Genomic DNA, 21670 nt, shown 5'->3' with positions numbered 1-21670 from the left:
TCCGCACCCGCACTCCCGTTCGAACATTCCTGAGTGACATAACTCTCGGTGGCGATATATTTACGCAGTGCTTACCGCTTACATCGACGAGAGCCTTCGCCGCCGTCCCCATGACGACAGCGTCTACGCGATGGCTGCCGTGATCATAGATTCCGCCGACCACGGGGATGTCCGCACGGAACTGGAGTCCCTTCGCCTCGGCAAGAGCCCCCGCCTGCACTGGCGAGACGAATCCCCCGCCCGGCAGCTCGCGATCACTGAGCGGCTTGTGAACATGCCGATTCAAGGAATCGTCACGGTGTATCTGCATGGTAAGGAGGTCCGCACGGAGCGTGCGCGCCGACGCTGCCTGGAGCGCCTGCTCATCGAGGTCGAGCAGACCGGCGTCTCGACGGTGGTAATCGAGAGCCGGTCGCCCGAGCAAGACCACCTCGATCGAGGACTCCTGACCGGGCTGCGCACGGCGAACGTCCTGCCGAAAAGCCTGACAGTCATATGGAAGCCCTCTGTCAGCGAACCGCTCCTCTGGGCTGCGGACGCAGTGGTCAGCGCCACGACCTGGTGGCTGGATGGCCGCGCCCGATACTACGACCTGCTCGTCAAGCAAGTCCGCGCGATCTGTCTCGAATGACCCGAACAGCGCGAAGGCCGGACGCCCGATTCCATCGGGAGGCCCGGCCTCACTTCCGCACCCCAGGGGGTGCAGCTTCCCCAAGTATGCCTCACTACGGGTGAGCGGGCAAGCAGCTTTGCGTGACAGCCAAAACATAGAGCCCCATCCAGCGAACGGGGCTCCGGGCCACCCACCGAAACGGGTGGTGCAGTCGAGAACAGCAAATAGGATCCCCTCCGCGTCCGTCAAATCACTCCCTGTAACACAGGCGTTCCCGACCCCGCCTCGGGCGGCGAGCGACACGTAGGCCGGATGCTCAACACCATCCAGGGACGCGAAGACAGCGCAAAGGCCGGGCACCCGATATCCCTCGGTAGTCCCGGCCTCACTTCCATGCTCCCAGGGGCACGGCACAGACGAGGATCCCGCATGCTGCGTGACCAGGCAAGCGGATTCCGTCGCCACAGCGGAGGAGAGATCAAGCCACTCGGCCTCCAAGCCGAGCGAGAGAAGACCAGGGCCTCGCCCGACGGGCGAAGTGGTGGCACGACAGACCGAAGGCCGGACGCCCGATTCCATCAGGAGTCCCAGCCTCACTTCCGCACCCCCCAAGGCGTACGGCACAGCCCAGCGGGTGTCACACGAGGTGACCGACCGTGAGGCTAGAGGTGGTCCAAGGGGTGGGGAGTCCATATCCGTCCGGACGCCCGCACCCCCTCCCCCTGACTGCGTGGAGTGGCCCAAACCGTGCGCACGGGTCCCGTAGGGCCTGGTCCACGGCCATGGCTTAGCCGGGGAATACACCGACTCGCCAGCGCCAGACGGAATGCGGCTCCGAGCCGGGGCCCATCCGCGGGAACGGATGAGCGGTGTGTGCGAGCCATTAGATCGACACCAGAGCGTGCCCGTCAACTCACTTTGCGTGAGGCACCTGTCTACGCTGCAGGCATGAGCGATGACGAACCCATTGACTACGAGGCCGTACGGCGGCGCTTCCCCTGGGTGGGGAAGGGCGAGAGTGGGGAGAGCGACCTGTCCTGCCGTTACCGGCAGATTATGGCTGAGGGGCGGAAGAGGCCCAGAGGCGAGGAATGCCCTACCGGTGACACAAGGTCGTTTCCCGGAGAGCGCACCGCTCAGGCCCTCCCCTGACGTGCACTTCCTGGAAACCGACCTTAAGGTCCGGAGTGATGGATAGGACGCGGGGGCCGGGCACCCGATTCCATCGGTAGTCCCGGCCCCTGCTTCCGGCACCCACCGGGGGTGCGGCAGCACAGAGCATGCCTCACTGAAAGTGATCCGGCAAGTGTGATTAGTGAGGACCGTCTTGGCCACGCCGCCCTTGTCGTTGAAGAGTGCCGCCGAGGTCACGTCACCCTCCGCAGGGTCACCGACCATGACACCTCATCGATCAGGAACTCCGCGTCCGGGTTGCCGTTCTCCCTGAGGGCCGCCTGGATCCGGCCGATCCCTCGGCCGGATCGGTTGACGTATCCGAGCGACTTCATCGCGGCGGCCAGCGAAGGATTACGGTCATCGCGTACCCGATCGAAGTTGTCCGGACGCACCTGGCCATAGCGCCCGCCCGGATTGGTCACCTCGATCCTGTCGGTGAACCAGAGGATGCGCACCGGGGCGTGGGAGGTCTCATAGTTGCGATGCATGATCGCGTTCATGAAGACCTCGCGCAGGGCTGAGAACGGATAGTCCGGCTGCTGTCGCTCGCGGAACCCGTCCACTTCGACCACCCGGGTGTGGATGTGACCGCGCAGTAGAGCGTCGAGACGTCTGGCAAGGTCGACGATGTTGTGTCTGAGTTCCTGATCGTCGGCGATGGGGGCTTCCGGCCCGGTGCCGTCATATCGGACGAACTGCACGTATGCGCCAGGAATGAACGCGCCGGGGTCTAACCCGAGGACCAGCAGCCCAAGAACCGTCGGGGCGCCCACGAGATCGGCCATTCGGAGACTCGCGAGCTGGAGCTCTTCCGGCCGGCCATCCTCCTCGATGACATCGGCCGAGGCCATAGCGGGCAGATAAGTCGACCGGAACAGCCGAAGATCCAGATCATCAACCATGCCGCCCGGAACGCTCCGTCCGTCGAACGGACCGTCGAGGGCCCCACGACACTCCGTCAGCACGCTCACCCTCTCGGTCGGGTCGGTGGTCATGGCAGTCATTGTGCCGCGCTGGTCTGACAACGCGTCCGGCAACGGCGGGTAGCCAAGGAGATCCTCACCGGGTGCCGCCTTGGGGGGCGCAGGCCTGGCGGAGCCGCTCGAAGAAGGCGGCTCAAGCCTGATGACCTTCGGCCTTCCTTCACCCACTTTTCACCGTAAGTAATATTCCCCTCACACCGGATTCGCCTTGACTAATTGTGCATGGCACAATGCGTTCCTGCGTAGAAACAAATTCACGCAGTCAGCGCGAAAGCACCGCATCGGCCGAGCCCGAGCCCTGTTCGTCATCCGCAGTGGCCCACCCACTGTGGTGCCACCGCCCGGCCCTGATCTGGACGAACAGTGGCACTGGCTCGGCCTGGATGATCGTGGACCGGAGTTGGAGGTCATCGCGGTTCTGACCGAGAAGCACCTGTCGGTCACCCTGCCGACCGCGCTAAGAAGGAGCACGTCATGACCGAGTACAGCGGCGCCTGGCCTCCAGAGGACGTCGAGTTGACCCTGGACGACTCCTCGGACGTCGACCTCGACGCCGAGGATATCTACGACCGGCGGGGTAGCCGCATCGACCAGGCATACGTGGACGCCGCGGTGGAGCATGTGCACCGGACGGTGGGCCGCCCCTCGCTCAGCGCACCGGGCGAGCGCTCGCCTCAGGTGACATTCCGCCTGAGCCCGGAGGAGAAGTCCGCTGCCCAGGCGCTGGCCGAACGTGAGGGGAAGACGCTCTCCCAGTTGGCGAGAGAGGCTTTCGCGCGCTACATCCGGGAGCACGCCGACCACGCCGCCTGATCCGTCCCCCGACGCGGGGGCCGGGCGCCCGACTCCATCGGTGGTCCCGACCCCTACTTCCGGCACCCGCCAGGGGTGCGGCACTGCTGAGGGTGCCGCACTCTGGGTGATCGGGCAAACGGTTTTCGTCACGACGCGCTCTCACCGCCGACGCCGGGTACGGCTGGCGGCTGCCAGCCGGAGCGGCGGAGGCGCTCGGAGAAGACGGCGTGGGCCTGGCGGTACTCGGCCTCCCGATCGGCCTTGTAGAACGGCGCGGTGTACCCGTCGGGAACGGGACCGTTCGCCTCGGGGTCGAGGTGGGCCATGAGCTGCTCATAGTGCTGCTTGGTCTGGCCGTAACCGTAGGTGTTGTGATTGCCCGCGATCTTCCGGCCGTTCGCGTCGAACCAGATCTGCGCCTCGTAGTCGGACAGGACCGGGTAGCGGGACCGGTAAATCGCCACGAGTTGCTCGGCAGTCATCCCGAGCCAGAGCGCGACGAGCGCATCCAACTCGACCAGCGCGGCCCGGCGTTCCCGCTCGATACGGAGCGGGGTGGCGTATGCCCACTCCGGGGTGACCGATGCCGCCTCCCCGAGCGGCCTGAGGCCCGGCCAGTCGGCAGCCCACTGCTCGTCAGTCCAGGCCGGATCGTACAGCTCAGCCCAGAGCGGAGCATAGGCGTTGGTGAGGCAGTTGAGCCGGAGCGTGCGGAGCAGCAGCGCCGAGGCCAGCGGATGGTCCGGATCCGCAGCAGGCATGTTCGGTGCATCACCGATCTGGAGATCCGCCCGCCCAGTGATCCGCAGCAGGTAGTCGAGCGGGAGCGCCGCCCAGAAGCCAGCGGCCAGCGCGGTGCCCTGGTTGTCGGGCAGCGCCAGCGTGTGCACAGCGTTAACGTGCGCCGGACCGGGCGGGATCAGCGCAGCGAACAGCGACCTCTCGGTGTCGAACGGGATCATGCGCCGCCAGGCCAGCCGGTAGAACTCGGTATAGCGCTGGGTGCACCTGCCCTGTAGGTAGGTCTCGATCTCCGCCGGGCTCGCCTTCCGTAGCCCTTCCGGAAGACTGCCCGGATTGTCACGATACTCCGCTTGGAGCTGCTCCAGCAGCCGGTAGTTCACCCAGCGGTCCTGGGCGGCGAGGTAGGTCTCCTCGTCGCAGGCTCGCTCGTAGTTGGTCACCGGGACGGCGTCCTCGGGCAGGGCCGTCAGATCCCACGCCGACCAGTCGCGGTTCGTCTTGCACGGGATGTTCGGCTGCTTGTTGTACGGCGTCGCCTGCACGAAGTGCGGCCCCTGCAGGATGACGGCATCCAGAGAGCCAGGCTTGCCTGTCACCCACTGGATCAGTCCGTCCTTCTTGGCGTTCGCCTCGTCATACCCTCGGCTGATCCGTGGACCGTCTGCGCCCAGTCGCCGACCGTGGGCCGCCAGGGCCTCGATCGCACCCGCCTCGGCGGTGGTCACCGGATGGAGCAGCGGCGTCTGCTCGACGGGGACGTCGGCGGAGTCGGTGAGCTTCGCCCACTGAGCGAGTAACGATTCGTCCACCCGGATGAGGCGTTCCTTGTGCGGACGCAACTCCCACTTGCCGTCATGTTTAATCCCCGGTAGTTCGCCGGTGCCATCATGGTCCAGCGAAGCGAGGAGCGCTTCCGGGTGGAAGAGCCAGCTCAAATGAGTGAACGAGGTCTGAGCCGCCGACGCGTAAACATGGACGCCGAACTCGGTATTCGCGTGATTCTCTGGGAAAACACCGGCGCGGTTGTGGAAGTGAGCGTGCATCCGGAGATGCCGGTAGGCCGCAGCCCGCAGGCGGCCCTCCTTCACGCCACCGAAGTGGGTGTCGGGATGGATGAGCCCGGCCATTCCCGCCCGGCCGACGTTGGCCCAGACCCGGCACATGAAGGCGCGGTAGAGGTCGGGCTGTGTACCGACCAGCAGCGGATAAGTGGCCTCGGACGTGAGGAAATCAACAGTTCCCGCATTACCTACTAGCTCGCCCATGAAATAGACCCGGGCGCCTCCTTCCGGAAGCACGGCGGCCTTGCGGTCGCGCCATTCGGCGACGCTCGGCTTCTCCGCGAGCTTGAACCATGGCTCCAGCTCGGCGATGACCGCGTCCTCCTGCCAGCGGGGCCGAACCCAGGGCGGATTCCCCACCTGGAGGTCGAAGCCACCGTTGGTGAAGATCTGGGCGAAGTGGAGCTCCCAGTGGAAGAAGCCCTGTTGGTCGGTGATTTCCTCGACCACGTCGAGCCAGGGGAAACGCTCCCCCAGCTTGAACTCGGAGTCCATGCCCATCCAGGTGTGGAGCTCGTTCTCGAACACCTCCAGGGCGTCGAGTGACGCGAAGACCGCGCCGAGCGAGTCGTCGGGGATGTCGGCGCGGCCGAGCACGGCCTCGGCGAAGTCGAGCCAGTCGTCGAGGTTCCCCAGCGGGATCACCGGGCGCAGCGGTTCCAGGGCGGGCCGGGGCTTGCGGGCGGCGGGCTTGGCCATGCCACCGGCCTTGGTGGCCTTCGCGTCCAGGGCGTAGGAGACGAGGTCAAGCTGCTTGTCACCGATGCTGAACAGGGAGTCTGTGACGTAGACACCCCCGAAGCCGATCGACTCATCGGCGGCCGGGGTGCCGGTCGCCTCCTCCGGCCGATCCCCCTTCGCGCGCCGGGCGTAGAGATCGTCGGAGCCGTCGAGCAGGCCCGCCTTGTCGAGCGGCCAGAACCACAGGGCACACCAGGCGTCCATGACCTTCTTCAGCCGCCAGTACGGCGTGCCCGGCGCGGTCAGGTCGCCGTAGACCTTCTCCTTGGGCACGGCGTTGACCGGTTGGTCGATCCAGTCGGCGCCCCAGACGTCGATCTTGCGGCTGATCTCCCGCTCGGAGATGGCCAGCCGCTGCTGGACCAGGTCCCACAGGTACTCGGCCCGTTTCGACAGCCCTTGGAGGCGCCCAAGCTGGGTGAGCTTGTGGCCCTGCTTCTTCTTGTCGGAGACGCTCTTGTGCAGCTGCTTGCGCCAGGCCTTGAGCCGGTTCACCTGCTCGGGAGCCAGTTCCTTGGCTTCCTTGGCTCCGGCGACCGTGCCCCAGCCTTCGGCGGGGAGCAGGAAGTGGTGGACCTTGCCCGCCGGCAGCTCCCCCGCCGAGAACGGCAGGTCCTCGGGGGCCTCCTTCAGCCAGGTGCCCTTGGTCAGCTGCGCCGCGCCGTACACCTTCCGGCCCGCGCCGATGAGGGAGTTGCCGCGGCGCAGGTGGAGGCCGAACCAGGGGGCCTGCAGGCCGGGGTGCATGACGTTGAGCCAGAGCGAGACCTCGGCCAGTTCGATCGCGGTCTCGTTGAGGTCGACGCCATAAGAATTGTGCAGCGCGACGTACGCCTTGACTTTCTGCAGCTCCTCCTCGTACGCCTCGGGGTCGATCGAGACGCCCAGCTCCTGCTGGCGGCGCTTGAGATACTCAGCGGCGACCTGATTGATCGCCTCGTTGAGGAACGCGCCGGAGCCCAGGGCGGGCTCGCAGATCGTCCACTTCAGGATCTCCCGGGCCGGGGTGACCGTGTCGTCCTGGTCGAGGCGGTGCTGAAGCGCGAGCTGTACGGTGACCTGGGTCAGCGACTCGGGGGTGTAGTAGGAGGCGCTGGTCTCCCGGTCGCGGCCGGCCAGGCGGTAGACGTACGAGCCCTCGCGATAGCGCTTGTACTCATCGAGCTTGTTCCCGTCCTCGTCCACCGCGTGGACGAATACCTCCGACGGATAGTCGTCCACCTTCGAGGCCGGGATCAGCCACGAGCCGTCCTTCGGGTCGCCGCCCTTGGCGACCTCGTACAGCTCCTCCGTGGCGATGAACCCGGTGTAGGACATCAGGCCCTCGTACACCGCGCCGAGCTGGTTGATGCCGAGCTGGGCGTAGGAGATGAAGCCGCCGCGCTCCTTCTTCCGCCCCTTCGTGAGCATGAGCTTGCGCAGCACCTTGTAGAGCGTCTCGTTGCGCAGCCGGGTGTCGACGGGCGGCGCGTCCGGGTCGTCATCGTCCAGGGAGATCGCGTTCCGGCCGATGAGCTTGATCGCCTCAGGCTCGAACAGGTCGGAGCGGAGCGGCTCGAACCGCAGCCCCTCCCCCTCCGAGCCCTCGGGCTCGGCGCCCAGTCGAGGCCGGTGGCCGCGGTTGACCATGCGGAAGAGCAGGTTGAGCGACTCGTAGAGATGGAACCCGCCCCGCGCCTCCTCTCCCGTCAGGTCGCGCACCACCAGGTCGCCCAGGCGGGCCAGGCTGTAGCCCCTGACGTAGTCATCGTCGTCGGTCGGCAGGATGCCCAGCTCCGGGCGGGCCTCGGCGTACAGCAGGAACAGGATCCGATAGAGGTAGCGCAGCGACTCGCGGCCCAGCTGCTTCGCCAGGGCGGCGGGCTCCATGATCTGCTCGGGCCGTACGCCCTGGGCGCGGACGCGGGCGAGCACCTCGTTGGCGATCAGCTCAACCGAGTCCTTCAGGCCGTCGCGCAGCTCCCTGGAGACGCCGACCGCGTGACCGCGGGACCGGTCGAGCAGCTCGGCGAGCGGTTCGGAGCCGCCCTCCTCCGGCGGCAGCAGCGAGTCGGCGCCGAACAGCGCGGCGATCGTGCCCAGCTCAGCCTCGTTGTTCCGGCCGAGCGCGACATCGAGGCTGACCGCGAGATAGCGGCCCTCGCCCCACACCGCGCGGTCGGCGAGCACGACCACGCCCCCGGCGAGGATGAGCACGTAGCGCGGCGCCTCCTCCGCGGTCAGCAGCCAGGAGGCGAGCCTGGTGCCGGAGGTGATCTCCTCGGTGTTGTCGAGCCTGACCGGCGCGAGCAGCCGCCCGGCCCGGTCGTCGTCGAGGGCGGCGTCCACGTCGGCGGCCCAGCCGCACTCGATCGCGACCAGGTGCCGGTCGGCGTAGGCGACCTCGACGACGTAGTCCTTGCCCGCCCGTTCCACCGTCAGCTCGCGCGGGCTCGCCTCGTAGCCGAGGGCGCGCAGCACCTCGCCGTGGAGCTCGCCCAGCTCCTTGCGCCACTCGGCGCCCTCGTCAGCGCTCAGGTCAGGGGCCGGCACCTCGCCGTCGCGCAGCCGGTCGTCCATGTCCGCGAAGTACGGCCGGTCGGCGAAGTACGGCTTGGCGAGCGCACGCAGCCCCTTGCGCGGGGTGCGGTGCCCGGCCTTCTCCTGCTCGTTCCAGCGGGCGAACAGGCCGCCGGACTTCTTCAGGTCCTTGGGCAGCACCTCGGCCAGGTAGTGGGCCGAGAAGTAGTCGCCGCGGTTGACCAGCGAGTCGAAGCTCATCGGTTTCCGTCCTGAGGAACGAGTACGGCGAGGACCCGCAGCAGCGGCTCCCCGGTGATCTTGAGGGAGTCGAGCAGACGCTGCTGCCGATCGACGGTCTCCCGGACGCGCTGCTCCTTGCGTCCGCGCTGGGAGGCGTGCACGCCGTCGAGGGTGAGCTGCCGCCACTCATCGAGCCGGCTCTGGTAGGAGTCGAGCGGCCCGACGACCTGTCTCTCGTAGGCCGAGCGGCGCTCCTCCAGGTGGGCGCGGGCGGTCGCGACCGCCTGGGGCACCCGCTCCTGGAGGGGCCGGAGGTCGATCGCCCGGCCCGTGTTGATCATCTTGGGGCCGACGTCGGCCGCGGCGAGGACGTCGGTCATCTTCCGGTCGAGCACACGTGCGGAGGCGCCTCCGCATGCCACGGCCATCCATTCGACCACGGTCGGCTGCCCCAGCCGGTTGGAGTAGATGCCCTGGATGAGGAAGGTCGGCTCGTCGACCTGGGCGGTGACGACCGGCGCCTTCTGGCGGCCGAGCCGTACCAGAACCTTGTCGGTCACCCAGTCGACCATGGGGTGCAGATCGGAGAGGTAGGCGATCTCCGGCCACATCGTCTTGGTCCTGCGGGCCTCGTCGAGCTTCCGCCGGGCCTCCGCGCGGTCGAAGGTGACCTTCATCCGCTTGCGGACGTCGTGGGTGCGCAGATAGTCGGAGGGCAGCGCGGACAGACGGTGGGCGAGGTCCGGCGGCGGCTCGAAGGCGAGCATCGTGCCGTCGTCCTCGAGGCCCTTGAGCAGCCCGAGCGTGTCGACGGCCTCCTTGATGAACGCCTCCGAGCCGTCGAATAACCGGGGCACGTCAGCGCGGAGGGTGTCGCCGCCCGTGACGCCGCCGTCGACGGAGCCGAACAGGTCGGCGAAGGGGTCGTCGGCCTGCTGCTCGGCGAGGGACTGTTCCACGGACTTGCCGGCGAGGAGGTCCTGGATGAGGCGGCGCTCCTCGCGCTCGGCGCGATATTCGCCGGTGACGGCCTCGGCCGTACCGAGACTGCGGTGCGCGGTCTCCTCCTTGTCGAGGAGCTTCTCGGCGACGGTCCGGTCGTCCTTGGCTCCCTCGACGTCCGAGGTGAGGATGAGCGCCCGGAACCGCGGCTGCTCGGTCTGACCGTAGCGGTCGATGCGGCCGTTGCGCTGCTCGATCCGGATGAGGCTCCAGGGCACGTCGTAGTGGACCAGGTGGTGGCACTGCCGGTGGAGGTTGACGCCCTCGGAGGTCACGTCGGTGGTCACCAGCAGGCGGACGGGACTGTCGGAGAGCCCGAAGCGCTCGATGATGTCCTGCTGCTGCTGGTCGGACATGCCGTTGCCGAGCATCATCTCGACCGCGCCCTTACCGGTCAGGCCGAGCCGCTTGGGCAGGACCTCGGCCAGCCACCTGACCGTCTCGATGCTCTCGGAGAAGACCACGGCCCGGGTCTGGCCGCCCGCCCGTACGCCGATCTCGTCCCGGAGCACCCGGACGAGGGCGTCGAGCTTGGCCGAGTCGTCGTCGGTCATCCGCGCGGTCAGGTCGGCGAGGGTCTTCAGCGCCTCGATCTCGCGGGGCTCCTTGGCGTTCTTGGACCGGTTCTCGACCGTCTTGGCCAGCGCCTTGTGCGAGGAGAGGAACGCCTTGAGCAGCGTGTAGGGGAAGAGCCGGTGCTTGGCGTCGACGACCGGGCCGCCGGCACGCCGGTCCCCTGCGAGCCAGACCTGGGTGAGCTCTTCGAAGATCTTCTCCTCGGCGGGGGTGGCGGCGCACCGCACCGGGACGGAGGGGCCGCGGTCGGGCCACTTCGCGCCCATCTGGTCGCGCACCTCAGGGCTGATCTTGGTGCGGCGGATGTAGAGGTGCTCGATGTCCTTGGCCGAGTAGTGCCTGTCGTCGGCGATCGCGGCGGGGTCGAGCATGCGGATCAGTTCGGCGAACGACTCGCTGTTGCCGTTGTGCGGGGTGGCGCTGGCCAGCAGCAGCGCGTCGGTCTTGCGGGCCAGCAGCCTGGCGAGCTTGTTGCGCAGGCTGCTCTCACCGATCAGGTTGTGCGACTCGTCGATGACGACCGCGTCCCAGTCCATCTTCTCCAGGTGCTGGCCGTACCTGCCCTCGTTCTTGAGCGTGTCGACCGAGACGATGATCCGCTTGTAGTAGGTGAACGGGTTGCGGCCCGCCGGGATCTCCCGCTGGATCCGCTCGATGCCGACCGAGTCGAGGCGGATCAGCGGGATGGCGAACCGCGTCCACAGCTCGTGCTGGAACTGCTCGAGCACCTGCTGCGGGGTCACGACGAGGATGCGCTCGCCGCGGCCGCGCCGGATCAGCTCGGCGAGGATGAGGCCGATCTCCAGGGTCTTGCCGAGACCGACGACGTCTGCGATCAGGATGCGCGGGCGCAGGCCCCTCAGCGCGAGCTCGGCGGGGCGCCGCTGGTAGGCCAGCGGGTCGAGGAGGAACCGGTCGGCGAGCGCGAGGCCCTTCTCCGTTTGCGGGAGCGGGGTCCGGCGCAGGACGGCCTCGATGAAGAGGCGGCTCTGCGCGAAGCGTGGCGTCCTGTCCTGCTCCAAGACGGTCTCCTCGGGCCGAAGCAGGCCCACCTCGTCCAGGTCGGTGAAGAAGACCGCGTCCTCGTCGCGGACGAACTCCGAGGCACCGACCGCCGTGATCTTGTACCTGGGCTCGTCGCCGCCCGAGGCGAGCTGCGCGCAGGTCCGGACGATCCACTCGGCGTCCCGGACTTCGATCCGGGCACCGGGCGGGAACGAGGTCTCGGTCACGGTTCTCCTCTTGGAAACGGGCACTGGTCAGAGACGGGCGCTGGTCAGAGACGGGCACTGGCGGCGTACGCGCCGCGGAGACGGTCGGCGAGCCGCGCGACCACCGAACCGGGCACGACGACCTCGGACAGGTCGCGGGGGCGCGGCCGGGCAGGCGGGGCGGGGTCCTGCGGATCGGTCTCCCGCTCGACGTAGGTGGCCACGGCGAAGCGGCGTACGGCCACCGGCAGCGAGATCCCATCCGCGGTCGCCAACTCCTTGAGCCGCTCGTACGCCTCCGGCACGGTGGGGCGGTCGGCCGGGTCGTGGGCGAGCATCGCGGCGATGAGCGGCGCTAACTCCGCGGGGACGCCGGTGAGGTCCGGCTCCACTTCGGGGCTGATGATGTTCATGAACAGCGCGGCGACGGTCTTGCCGTCGTAGGGGTAGTGCTTGGCCAGCGCGAACATCAGCGTCGCGCCGAGTGCGTAGACATCGGTGGCGGCGGTGACGTTCTTGGGAGTGTTGGCCTGCTCAGGCGACATGCACGCGGGCGTGCCGAGCGTCGAGGTGGTCGTGGTCAGGTCGGTCGGGCCGTCGACGAGGGCGACCAGGCCCAGGTCGATGACCTTCGCCCCGTCCCTGCCGAGCAGGATGTTTCCGGGCTTGAGGTCGCGGTGGAGCAGGCCGGCCGCGTGGATGTCGCCCAGCGCGGACGCCAGCAGGACGCCGAGCGTCGCGGCGTGCTCGTCGCCGAGCGGGCCTCGGCTGTCGATGAACTCCTTCAGGCTCAGGCCGCGGACGAACTCCACGGCGAGCCAGGGCCGCTCCTCATCCTCGCCGGAGGCGTCGATCAGGGCGGCGACGTGCGGCCCCCGTACGGTCCGCAGGGCGTCGATCTCCCGGGCGAATCTGGCGCGGGGCTCGGCGTGGCCGAGCAGATCCTCACGGATGATCTTTACGGCGACCTGCTCGTAATCGTCGGTGACGCCGTAGAAGACCCGGCCCATGCCTCCGGAACCGAGCCGTCCGCGCAGGGTGGCACCGCCGATCCGGGTGGGATCGGAGCGGTCCAGGGGATCCATGCTCACCTGCCTCTACCGCGACGTCCGGGGGCAACGCACCAGGGCGCGCCCAGGATACGCCGCCTCGCTCCTTGAGATGTCCGTTCCGGCCCCAAAGTGATCAGGCCCCACACCTTCACCGCACGTCAGGCAACAGTAACCGGTCAGTGCAGACAGGTCCACACACATGCGTCTGTGAACAGAAGTAACAATATGATTTCGATCTATGTTGCCGGCCGTGGCCCACTCTTGGCTCATCATCGAAGCTCCGACTCCCCGCTCCACCGGCACCCTCCAGGCGGGACTCTACCACGGTAATTTGTGTATTGAATTCACATCGAGCAGGCTGGTAATCTTCCTGCTAACCGATGGATCTGTACATCTCGTGGTGATCTGCGCGATGATCCGTCAAATGTCACGTTCCAGGTGAGAAGGAATGGTTCCCCCGGGCATGTCGATCGGTCACCTCATCCGCCAGTACCAGGACCTCGCCGCCGAGCGGCCCGAGTCGTTCGAATGGTTCGACGCCGACGTCGTACGGGCGCTCGGCGACCTGTGCGCCCGACTGGACGACGACGACATCGCCGGACCCGAACAGCTGGTCATCGAGGTGCCCGCGTTCGTGGAGGCCGAGCTCCTCGGGTGGCTCGGTGCGCTCGGCGATCGTCTGGCCTCGCGGGATCGGGCCGCCGACGAGCGTGACGTACGCCGCCTGGCGCTGGACCTCCATCGGCGTACGGGCGACGAGTTCGCGATCGCCGTGGCGATGAGCAGGCTGGCCTCCCCCCTCACCGCTCTCGGTGACCTGAAGGAGGCCCTGGCCCTGCGGCGGCAGGCCTTCGACGGCATGATCCGGCTCGCCAGGCGCCACGAAGCCCCGCGCCGGGAAGACCGGCTCCGGGAAGACCGGCGCAGCGAGGCCCGGTGGCGTGCGGCCACCGCCGAGGCCGAGCCGCTCGCCGAACTGCTCGTCCGCCTCGACCGGCCGCTCGCCGCGCTGCGGGTCGCCGACCGGCTCGTGAAAGCGCTCGATCCGCTGGAGGAGGAGTGGTCCGCCGAGCCGTACGCCCTGGCGCTGCGGCTGCGGGCACGGATGCTCAGCCGGACGGGCAGCCACGCGGAGGCGGTCACCGTCGCCGAGAAGGCCGTCGAGTGGTTCCGTCACGTGGGCGTCTCCTTCGAGGTCGCCTTCACGCTCAACATCCTGAGCGACATCCACCACCTGGCGGGTGACCTGACCGCGGCGCTGGAGGCGTCCCGGCAGGCGCTGGACGCCGCGCGCGACGACCCCTCCGACCAGGTCACGCTCGGCCTGGCCTGGGGCGGCCTCGCCGTACGGCACGGCAACCTCGGCCAGTGGGCGCAGGCCCGCGACTGCCTGGACGAGGCACTCGCCGTGGACGCGCCCCGATCGGACCTGCGGGCCGCCCACCTGCGGCGGCTGTCCGATGTGCTCGGCCGGCTCCGGGAGACGGAGGAGGCGCTGGAGGTCATGCTCGAGGCGGTCGACATCGACCGCGACCTCGTCGCGGCCGACCCCGGCCGGCACCTGCCCGATCTGGCGATCGACCTGGTCAACCTGGGCATCCGGTACACCGCGGCCGGGCGCGGCGCCAAGGCCGTCTACGCCACCGAGGAGGCGGTCAAGCATTATCGGGACCTGGTCGAGCGGGACGGTTCCCGCTCCGTCGACCTCGCCCAGGCGTACGGCTGCCTCGCCGAGCGGCTCGCCGAGAACGGCCAGGCGGCACGCGCGGCCGCGGAGGCGAAGCGATCCGCCGAGCTCTACCGTCAGGCCGGGGACCCGCGACTGGCCGACGCGCTCCGGGCACTTGGCACATACCTGCACACGGACGGTGATCACGACGCCTCGGCCGCCGCCATGGCCGACGCGATCGATCTGTTCCGCACGGCCGGGGACCTGCCCGGACTGGCGCACGTGCTCTTCAACGCGGCGGTCACCGCTCGGGTATGCGGGCGGATCGACGACGCGCTGGCCCGCGCGCGCGAGTCCGCCGAGATCTACCAGCGCCTGTACGACGAGGGGGGTGCCGAGTGGGACCTCGACCTCGCCGACGCGCTGCGCCTGCTGGGCGGCATCTGGGAGGAGGCACGCCAGTTCGAGCACGCGATCACCAGTCTGGATCGGGCCGTCAGCCTGCTGGAGCGGGCCTACCGGCCGGGCGACACGGATCGCGGCGAGCAGTTGGCCGCCACGCTGCACAATCTCAGCCGCTATCACGAGATGGCGGAGCGGTTCGACCGCTCGCTGACGCTGATGCGGCGGTCGGTCTCCCTCTATGGCGAGCTGATCCAGCACGACCCGGTCAGCTTCCGGTCCCGGCTCGCCTCCGCCTGGCTCTCCCTCGGCGTCTACCTGTGGCGTACCGGCGGGCTCGACGAGTGCCTGTCGACGCTGCGGCTGTCCGTCGACCTCTACCGCGAGGCCGGCGACCGCGCCGGGCTGGCGCACGCGCTTCGCATGCTCAGCGATCGTACGGCCGAGGCGGCCGGCGGCGAACACGGCGGCGAGCACGGCGACACCGGCGAGAACGGCGGTGAGGACGCGCTCGGCATGCTGCACGAGGCCATGGAGATCCTGGAAGACCTGGCACTCCAGCGGCCGGAGCCGTACCTGCCGAAGCTGGCGATGACCATCGACAGCCTGGCCGAACGCCTCTGCGAGAGGGGCGCTCACCGGGAGGCGCTGCCGCACGCCGAACGGGCGGCCGACATCTGGGCCGGCCTCGGCGACACCGATTGCCTCGTCGGCTCGCTGCACCGGCGGCTGTTCATCCTGACCTGCCTCGGCCGGGACACCGAGGCCACGGTGGAGCGGCTGACCGAGGTGCAGGAGGATCTGGCCCACACCGTGCGGACGCTCAACGACGTGGCGCAGGAGCTCCTCGGCATCGGCCTGCTCGACCAGGCCCGGCGGCACCTGGACCGGGCCGCCGCGCTGTGGGAGATCCACGTGATCCAGCATCCGGACGCCGACCCGATGCCGTGTGCCCACGTGCTCGACTCGATGGCGACCCTCCTGTCCCGGCAGGGCAGCCCCGGCGAGGCCGCCGCCGCGCAGCGCGAGGTGGTCGAGATCTTCGAGGCGGGCGCTTCGGCCGATCCGGATGTCTTCCTCGGAGCGCTGGCCGTGGTGCTCGACCGGCTGGGCGGCTATCTGCACGACGCCGGCCGGGACCTGGACGCGCTGCCGTACCAGAGGAGATGCGTCGAGATCATGGAGCGGCGAGCCGCTCACGACCCGAGCCGCCGCCCCTCGCTGGTCACCGCGCTCGATCACCTGGGCGAACTGCTGACCGTCCTCGGCCACGCCGAGGCGGACGCCGTACGCGACCGGGCCGCCACCCTCCGCGCCGCCCTCCCCACCGAGGACTGACCCCGTACGGCAAGGCCCACCAGCCGATTCTGTGACACGTCGACTACGAAGTGTCCCGGTCAGCTCGACACCGACAGCCGAGTGGTGTATCGTGAAGGAGATTCTTCCCCGCCCTCCTCCGGGACTGGCGGGGACTTTTTTGCCCGAAATCCCAGCTGGCCAAGAGCCGTGCGGGTAATGTCGGCGATGATTCTTCCCCGTCGTCCTCCGGGACTGGCGGGGACTTTTCTATGTGGAGCGAGCCACGTTCTGGTATCACAGAGTAGTGGCCCCCGCACGTGTCGTAGTCTTCATGGACTACCAAAATGTTCATGGTTCTGCTCTCCGAGCCTTCTGGCCGCGAGGCACCCATCCCGCCAACGGCCATATCGATCCATACAGGCTCGGCCAACTGATCGTTCAAAAGCGCACCACAAACGGTTACCCCAGTCGACTCGCTCAGGTCCGGATCTACCGTGGCGCACCAAACCCGCGTCGGCAGCCTGCTGCGGCAGCCGCCAACGATCGGCAATCGGACGCTTGGACCCGCTCTCCCAAAGTGCTGGTAAGACGACGACCGCTGCGGTATCCGACCAGATGGCCGCATGAACCTGCCGTTGAGAAGGGCATCGATGTGGCGCTGGCTGTCGACATCCTCAGGCTGGCCGCCGTCGACGACTCCTACGACGTCGGAGTCGTGTTCAGCGGCGACACGGATCTGGTGCCGGCGATCGAGGCTGTGCAGGAGCTCAAGTGCGGGCACATCGAGGTCGCGGCGTGGCGTGGCGGCGGAGGCCGGCTGCGGATCGACGGTACGTCGAGCCCCTGGTGTCACTGGCTTGATGAGAGCGACTACCAGGCCGTCCTCGACACCACCGATTACAGCAGGCCGCGCGCCTGACGCCTTCCACCAACCACCCCTTGATGGCGGCGGGTCCCTGTTTTCTTAATCTGACTTGTGTTCTCAGTTCACAGTCTGCTGTAATGCTGGTTGTCTACACGACGGTGGCTGTGCCGTGGCGCTCAGCGTGTGCCGTAGGGCCCTGCCGCCGTACCCGTCCCCCGTTCTGGAGGCCTCGTGCACAGCAACCAGCAACACCCCGGTCCGTACGGCCCGGCGCAGCCTTACCAGCAGACCGCGCAGCCGTACCCGCAGACCGTGATCGTGCAGAAGAAGGGTGGCGGTTGCCTCAAGGCCGTGCTGATCAGCGCCGGTGTCCTCATGGGCATCATCGTGCTGGCGGCGATCTTCAGCGGCGGCGGGTCCGGCGGCGACAGCGACACCACGACCACCGCCACCTCGAACGGCACCTCCGCCAAGCCGGCGGACAAGGCGGCGGACAAGGCGGCGGACAAGCCCAAGCAGGCCGATAAGCCGAAGACCCCCGGCATCGGCGACCTGGTCAAGGACGGCAAGTTCGCCTTCAAGGTCACCAAGGTGGAGAAGGGCCTGTCGCAGGTGGGCGAGGGGTTCATGGTCTCCAAGGCGCAGGGGCAGTACGTCCTGGTCCACCTGAACGTGAAGAACATCGGCGACAAGGCCCAGATGTTCACCGGCTCGGCCCAGAAGCTCATCGACACGCAGGGCCGGCAGTTCGACGCCGACTCCGGCGCCGCCATCGGGATGAAGGATTCCAACGCCTTCCTCAACAACATCAACCCCGGCAACACGGTGAACGGCATCGTGCTCTTCGACGTGCCGAAGGACTTCAAGATCAAGTCCATCGAGCTGCACGACTCGTTCTTCTCCGGCGGGGTCACCGTCACCCTGCGTTGATCTCCTGCTGATCTCCATCCCAAGCGACGTCCGTACCCCCTCCCAGAGGAGAAGCACATGCTCCGCCGCATGATCGCCGTACTGACCCTGACCACGGCCGCGCTCACGACCCCGGCCACCGCCGATGCCGCCATCCAGGTCAACACCCAGGTCAACACTCAGATCAACACCCAGGCCGGCACCGAGGCCAGCGCCCAGGCCGCCACCCGGTTCCGCGGCGTCGGCGACGACGTCATCCGCATCCGCGCCACCAAGCAACCCGGCCTCATCCGCCTCACACACGACGGCGAGTCGAACTTCATCGTCCACACGATCGATCCCCGGGGCAAGACCGGGGAGTACCTGGTCAATGAGATCGGCCGGTACGACGGGACGGTCCTGTACAACGACTACGGCACCAAGGGCACGATCGGGCTGGAGATCAGGGCCGACGGTCGTTGGACGGCGACCTTCCTGCCTGTCCAGAAGGCCCGCTGCTGGTGCGGCGCGACGATCCGCGGCCAAGGCGACCAGGTGCTCAAGCTCTCCCCCACCCGTGGCCTGCGCACGATGCGCGCCGCGCACAACGGCGAGTCGAACTTCATCGTCCACGGCCACACCCGGCTCGGCTCGTTCTCCGACCTCCTCATCAACGAGATCGGCCGCTATCGGGGGAAGGTCGTGCTCCCCACCGGCACCCGCCTCGTCACCGTCCATGCCGACGGCGCCTGGACCCTGACCCGAAACTGAGCTCCCCGAACCGGGCTCCCCGAAAGACGCAGGCCGCGAAGGCGGGTGAGATCCCGGGGCTCATCCGCCTTGATCCGGTTCAGACTTTGGCGGCGTGCCTGTATCCCCGCAGGTCCATCGACGCGATGATCTGCCGGTGGCCCTTGCCGTCCTCCGGGCGGGCGCTGAGCACGTATAGCGACACCTTCGACTGCGGCAGGTGCCAGATCTTCATGGTGTAGACGAGGTTGACCTCGCAGGCCACCTGCCACTCACGGTAGTACGCCTTCCGGCCGTCGCCCATCTTGGCCAGCCCCGAGTGGACGAGCCGGGAACCGTACGGATCGATCCCGTAGTAGAAGCCGGCATCTCCGCCGGGCTCGGCATACGAGCCGTACGGATCCCGGATGACGCTTCCTCCCGTCAGGCAGGGCACGTGCTGGCCCCACATGAAACCGAACTCGTTGTCCTGTATGCCGAACCCCGGCCACCCGTCGTTGGACGACCTGACGACGAGCGCCATCGCGTCGGGACGGCAGGTGAAGTCCCACGGGCCCCCGCTGCCGACGGAGCGCGGGGACTCGATGCAGGCGTAGTCCTTGCCCACGGCGAACATCCGCCAGCCCTTGGGCAGGACCGTCGTGATGCCCTGGAACGACACACGCTTGCCCGTGAACCGGGGTTTGCGCTTCTTCGGTGTTCGCGTCGGAACCGGCTCGGGCAGCGGGGTGGGCGTCAACGACGGCGAGGGCGTCACCGTCGGTAAGGACGCGGGGGTCGTCACCGGCGGGGCGGAGGGCGTCTGGGCCGCAGCGGTGGGCGTGGAACGTTCCGCCGAGGACGTGGCGACGATCGCGGCCACGGCGATCACGGTCACCGCGGCCGCCGTGGCCACGTAGGCGTGGACCCAGGACGGCCCGGACCGCCGGGCCACCATGACCAACCGCTGATCATCCGGCAGCTTGCCCACACCGGTCGGCCGGACGGCGATCGACTGGGCGGCGATCGGCCCGGTCGGGGAGGCGCTCGCCGCCGGCTCCGGCTCCGGCTCCGGGGCAGAGGGCACGGACGGTGTGGGTGAGGCGGCGGCGAGCGGGCCGGATTGGGGCCAGTCGGTGTTTTCGGGGGCCTCCTGCTGGGGCAGCACCCATGTGCGCTGGATGAACGAGGTGATGTCGAAGGATTCCCGAGCCTGATCGTCTTCCGCGTCCGGCCGGCTCGCCGTCACCGCCACGAGGGCCTCGTCGGCCGTGGGCCGCTCGGCCGGGTCCTTGGCGAGCGCCCGGCCGACGATCTCACGCAGCTCTTCCGGCACGGTCGCGATGTCGGGAGTCTCCTCGCGCACCCGGTAGGCGAGCACCTCGGGCCGACCCGTGCCGTACGGCGGCTCGCCGGTCGTCGCGTACAGCACCAGCAGGGCCCAGCCGTACACGTCCGCGGGTGTCCCCGCGCGGCCGTCGCCGTACTCCTCCGGACTGATCCACCCGGGGGAACCGATCAGCGTGCCTGTGTGAGTCATCGAGGTCTCGTCCAGCACCTTCGCGATGCCGAAGTCGATGAGCCGGGGGCCCTGCGGGGAAAGGATCACGTTCGACGGCTTGAGGTCGCGGTGGACGACTCCGGCGGCGTGCATGGCCACCAGCGCCTCGGCCAGTCCGGCGGCCAGGCCGGTGAGCGCGTCGCCCGTCACCGGCCCCTCGGCCTGCACGTGCTGCTCGAGGGTGGGACCGGGGATGAACTCGGTGGCCAGCCAGGGGCGTTCCGTGCCGGGGTCGGCGTCGAACATGCGGGCGAGGCAGGCCCCCTCGACTCCACGGAGTACGGAGATCTCGCGGCTGAAGCGGCGGCGGAACTCGAGGTCGATCGACAGCGCCTCGTGGACGAGCTTGACGGCCACGCGCTGGCCGGCCCCGTCCACGGCGGCGTAGACGACGCCCATGCCGCCCGCGCCGAGCCGGCCCACGATCCGATATGGGCCGATCTCCTGCGGATCACCCGCCAACAGCGGCAGCAAGCGCCCTCCGTGTGCTCTCACATCGACCGGCGGGCCCGATTCCGCCCGATCTGCGCCTTAAGGGAGGTTACATAACAGGCACGGGAAAATGAAGATCAGAGTAAGCGTGTATCCGATTCACGCCTATATTGTGATCTATCGTTACCCGGGGACGTCAGTCAGCGGGGCCGGCGGAGGGCGGGCAGGACGAACCGTACACCATCGGACGGATCGTCCTCGACCGTGACCGTGACGGTGGACCGGGCGTGGCGCTCGGCGCTCACGCCGACGCCCTCACTCGGACGACGTGGGGCGGGCGGCCCAGGATGGCCGCCCGCCCCGTCATCGATCACATTCGGTTGTTACAGCCGCTGCCAGAGGGCGGGAACGTTGGACGGCTCCCAGCCGGGCATGGACGTGTGCGCCTGGATGCACCGGTAGCTCACGCCGTTGTAGGTCACGACGTCGCCCACCTTGTAGGAGGTGTAGGCCGCCCAGGCGGTCCCCCCACCGTCACCGCCGCCACCGCCGGTGACGGTCAGCGAGAACGACGCCGCGTGACTGACCGTGCCGGCCGCGTTGAGGCTGATCGTGTAGGTCCCCGCCGCGGTGGACGAGGATGCGGCGATCATCACCGTCGACGACTGCCCCGCCGTGATCGTGGCCGGGCTGAACGACACCGTCACGCCTGAGGGCGCGCCGGCCGACAGCGTGAGCGACTGCGCACTGCCGCTGGTCACCTTGGTGCTGAGGGTCGCGCTGGCCGACTTTCCGGCCTGCACCGAGGCGGACGACGGGCTCACCGACACCGAGAAGTCGTTCGTCGGCGGCTGGTCGTTGCCCACGGTGAGGGAGTAGGACGCCTCGTGGGTGGTCGACCCGGCGGTGCCGACGACGGTCACCTGGTAGGTGCCGCCCTGGGCGGTCGACGATGCGGACAGGGTCAGCGTGGCGGACTGGCCCGCGGTGACCGTGGCCGGGTTGAACGACGCGGTCACGCCGCTGGGCAGCGAACGCGTGCTCAGGCTGACCGACTGCGCGTTGCCGCCGGTGACCGCGGTGTTCACCCGGATCGTGACCGACTGGCCCGCCTGGACGCTGCCCGAGG

Annotated in this window: 13 protein-coding genes; 7 read left to right on the top strand and 6 right to left on the bottom strand. The window is 68.6% G+C overall.

Annotated features, from left to right (window positions below):
• Positions 1–67: 67 nt before the first annotated feature.
• Positions 68–631, top strand: a complete 564-nt coding sequence (locus tag Mth01_RS24430) for a hypothetical protein (protein ID WP_204018284.1) — start codon at positions 68–70, stop codon at positions 629–631.
• Positions 632–1561: 930 nt separating this feature from the next.
• Positions 1562–1765 carry a hypothetical protein gene (locus tag Mth01_RS24425; protein ID WP_204018283.1) on the top strand — a complete coding sequence of 68 codons (204 nt, stop codon included), beginning with the start codon at positions 1562–1564 and terminating at the stop codon, positions 1763–1765.
• Between the two features lie 215 nt (positions 1766–1980).
• Here the strand turns inward: Mth01_RS24425 and Mth01_RS24420 are convergent, their stop codons facing one another.
• The gene (locus Mth01_RS24420) at positions 1981–2784 is read right to left on the bottom strand and encodes an ATP-binding protein (protein WP_239089964.1); all 804 of its coding nucleotides are present in this window, start codon (positions 2782–2784) and stop codon (positions 1981–1983) included.
• 462 nt (positions 2785–3246) lie between these two features.
• Between Mth01_RS24420 and Mth01_RS24415 the strand changes: the two genes are divergently transcribed.
• Positions 3247–3585 carry a ribbon-helix-helix protein, CopG family gene (locus tag Mth01_RS24415; protein ID WP_204018281.1) on the top strand — a complete coding sequence of 113 codons (339 nt, stop codon included), beginning with the start codon at positions 3247–3249 and terminating at the stop codon, positions 3583–3585.
• A 128-nt stretch (positions 3586–3713) separates the two neighbouring features.
• Here Mth01_RS24415 and Mth01_RS24410 read toward each other — a convergent pair whose 3' ends face one another.
• The 3 genes from Mth01_RS24410 to Mth01_RS24400 are packed head-to-tail and all read right to left on the bottom strand — an operon-like array spanning position 3714 to position 12729.
• A complete protein-coding gene (locus tag Mth01_RS24410; RefSeq protein ID WP_204018280.1) occupies positions 3714–8873 on the bottom strand; it encodes a class I SAM-dependent DNA methyltransferase in 5160 nt (1719 codons plus the stop codon).
• A complete protein-coding gene (locus tag Mth01_RS24405) occupies positions 8870–11665 on the bottom strand; it encodes a DEAD/DEAH box helicase (protein WP_239089963.1) in 2796 nt (931 codons plus the stop codon). Before Mth01_RS24405 ends, Mth01_RS24410 begins: the two co-directional genes overlap by 4 nt.
• Positions 11666–11709: 44 nt before the next feature.
• Positions 11710–12729: a serine/threonine-protein kinase gene (locus Mth01_RS24400; protein WP_204018278.1), complete on the bottom strand. Its 1020-nt coding sequence runs from the start codon at positions 12727–12729 to the stop codon at positions 11710–11712.
• Between the two features lie 430 nt (positions 12730–13159).
• On the opposite strand from Mth01_RS24400, the gene Mth01_RS24395 reads away from it, so the two are divergent.
• The 4 genes from Mth01_RS24395 to Mth01_RS24380 all read left to right on the top strand — a co-directional run bounded on the left by Mth01_RS24395 (position 13160) and on the right by Mth01_RS24380 (position 18590).
• Positions 13160–16105 carry a tetratricopeptide repeat protein gene (locus Mth01_RS24395; protein ID WP_204018277.1) on the top strand — a complete coding sequence of 982 codons (2946 nt, stop codon included), beginning with the start codon at positions 13160–13162 and terminating at the stop codon, positions 16103–16105.
• A 232-nt stretch (positions 16106–16337) separates the two neighbouring features.
• A complete protein-coding gene (locus Mth01_RS24390; RefSeq protein ID WP_308440839.1) occupies positions 16338–16985 on the top strand; it encodes an NYN domain-containing protein in 648 nt (215 codons plus the stop codon).
• Positions 16986–17162: 177 nt separating this feature from the next.
• Complete coding sequence (locus Mth01_RS24385; RefSeq protein ID WP_204018275.1) at positions 17163–17861, top strand: DUF4352 domain-containing protein; 699 nt, start codon at positions 17163–17165, stop codon at positions 17859–17861.
• Between the two features lie 57 nt (positions 17862–17918).
• On the top strand, positions 17919–18590 hold the full coding sequence (locus Mth01_RS24380) for a hypothetical protein (RefSeq protein ID WP_204018274.1): 672 nt from the start codon (positions 17919–17921) through the stop codon (positions 18588–18590).
• A 79-nt stretch (positions 18591–18669) separates the two neighbouring features.
• Here the strand turns inward: Mth01_RS24380 and Mth01_RS24375 are convergent, their stop codons facing one another.
• Complete coding sequence (locus Mth01_RS24375; protein WP_204018273.1) at positions 18670–20583, bottom strand: serine/threonine protein kinase; 1914 nt, start codon at positions 20581–20583, stop codon at positions 18670–18672.
• Positions 20584–20924: 341 nt separating this feature from the next.
• The coding region (locus tag Mth01_RS24370) for a carbohydrate-binding protein (RefSeq protein ID WP_407695974.1) at positions 20925–21670 on the bottom strand (746 nt) is incomplete at its 5' end.

The organism is Sphaerimonospora thailandensis (assembly GCF_016863115.1).
GTDB lineage: Bacteria > Actinomycetota > Actinomycetes > Streptosporangiales > Streptosporangiaceae > Sphaerimonospora > Sphaerimonospora cavernae.
The sequence above is the reverse complement of the archived record's forward strand: the minus strand, read 5'-3'. Positions and strand labels throughout refer to the sequence as shown.